The following is a 2,343-nucleotide window of genomic DNA, read 5'->3' as shown; positions in this document are numbered from 1 at the left end:
TTTTTTTAAGCTTTTATTTCCTTAAAAAATCACCGTATCCCAATATGTAATGAACTTCCCACTTTACTTCCCAACCCTCGTTGTGTTCCAAAGCGGGTGCAAATATACTGCGGTTTTTTAAATGCACAAGACTTTATTCAGTTTTAGATATTTTTCAGGAAATTTCAGCTGGAGTTAGTTTATTCTCATAAATGTCATGCTTCACACACACCATCCCTTCTAATTAAGCAAACAATTGGTTAAAAAACATTCAAATGAGAATTGCCTCCGAAGAAAAAATTAAAGAAAAAAGTTCCAAACAACACCAAATCGAAGTAAAAAGTCTCTATACGGATAGCGCGGCGCTACAAAGTTGTTATTGGTATCTAATAAAGAATTGACATTTTCCAGCTTAAAAAATATTCGAGTCTGATCAACTTTTCCATTAAAAAAGAAATCTACGACGGGATAATTTCCAAATTCGGCTGAATTCTGCACATAGAATTCGGCTAGAACAGGATCGTAGGCATTCATATTATAATTAGTAAAGTATTTAAAAATAAATCCTGTTTGGAGATAGAGGGCTTTGTCAAACCATTCATCTTTGTAATAAATAGAATTTCGGGTAACGAATTCAGGAAGATTTAGCACCGACTTGCCATCTAGAACATTTTGATACATTAAAGTATTATCTATGGCAAAAAGGCCAAAATCAAAATCTTTACTTGCTTTTAGCTTTAAATAACGCACCTGGTCTCCTGCCTGGAATGGCTTTACTAAGGAATCTTCTCCTTCAGTAAAATAGGTATAGTTTTGAATTTGCGTTAATCTACCTTCAATATTCAACAACTTTTCAGAACGTAATTTTCCATAAATACTTTGCGTATTTACATTATCAAATTCATTCTGCCAATTGTAATTAATATAATTACTCTGATACAATAGGAAATTATAATTGGGCATATGGCTATTTTGATTAACCCCAAACTCTAACCTATTTTCTTCATCTAAACTATAACCAGCGTGTGCCGAAAAATAGCTCCCCGTAAAATCACCGGCAAGATTAAGCATGGCATCTGCCTCTACATCAAAACCACCTATTTTCTTTCTATATTCTCCACCTATTGCATAATTTGATCCCGTAAGTTTATTATTAATTGTATCGCTTTCCCTTATATAGAATGTTTTATAACCGTATTCAAAATTCTTAACGGCAGCTTTAGCTTTTACTTCTCCCAGGGTTTTGTTGGACCATTGCACATAAGCTTCATTATAAAATTCGGTTAAACGCACCCGGTCCCTTAAATTATTTCGTTGAAAAGAAGGTCCAAAAATATCGTTTACTGCATTGGCTTGAAGAAAATCGAATTTCTTATAATCATGATTAAAAATATGACCAACCTTTAATGCATTAGACGAAAGAGTATCTGGCCTGGTAAGGTGATAAAAATGATCCAGGTAAAAACGTTTTCCGTATAAAGCACTTTCAGCATTTTCAAAATTCATTGCCAGTAAGGAACGATCTTCGAACTCCTCTTCTTTATCAATATATTGCTGAACCGCTAAATCTGAAAGTCCGCCGTTTTCCTGATTCATTAAATCGTGAGAAACAAAGTGCGTTCTTAACTGATATTTCCTATCCAGGGTTTTATAGGTTAAGCCAAACCGAAATATCCCTGTACTTGTAAGTGCATTTTGATACCTACCTAATGCGCGCACACCTTTATAGGCTACAGAAAAATTTAATCTCTCTGAAGTATTAATAGTAAACAAAACGTCTAATTGCTGGCCCTGTTCTGGGACAGTTCTAAAATAGGCCTCGGTTACCGGAGTAGGCACGTGATAGTAATAAACATCTTCTATTTCTAAAAAATTATAATGCCTGGCCTGAGCCCCGAATTCAGGATATAATTTTTTTGCATCAAATTCAGCTCCCAATCGGTTATAAGTTTGACCGGTATTAGAAAAAGGCAACAATTCAAAATTATCTTTTCGACGGTAATTGAATTTATAATCTTTTTCTATAGTAAGTGTAGTATCCACGAAGGTAGTATCGTTAGCTACCGAAATAATTTTATATGCAGAAATTGGGGGTTTAATAGTGTCTTTATCAGTTTCCGAATCGGGAGAACCTCCTAAAGTGGTCTGAGCCAAAATTAAGCCCGGATTCATCAGGATAAGAAAAAGAATAATTTTTTTCATTAAGACTGCTTTCCGCAAATTTAGTTTTTTTGATTTAATGAACTTAAGAAAAGGAATAAATAAAAGTTTTTGTGAGAGAAGCGCTTCTTCTTTTGTAGATATTCTTAATGATAAAAAAAGGCAAGGAAGCCCCCTTCCTATGCTATACTGAATTTTCTTAAG

At 34.0% G+C, this 2,343-nt stretch carries 1 protein-coding gene; it reads right to left on the bottom strand.

Going from position 1 to position 2,343, the window contains the following annotated elements; genetic code table 11:
* Window positions 1–279 precede the first annotated feature (279 nt).
* Window positions 280–2,181 (bottom strand): putative porin, encoded by a 1,902-nt coding sequence (locus BM084_RS18950; RefSeq protein ID WP_093306698.1) that lies wholly within the window; start codon window positions 2,179–2,181, stop codon window positions 280–282.
* Window positions 2,182–2,343 lie beyond the last annotated feature (162 nt).

Source organism: Salegentibacter agarivorans, from assembly GCF_900113135.1.
Lineage (GTDB): Bacteria > Bacteroidota > Bacteroidia > Flavobacteriales > Flavobacteriaceae > Salegentibacter > Salegentibacter agarivorans.
Note: the sequence above shows the minus strand (reverse complement) of the source record. Positions and strands in the feature narration are given on the sequence as shown.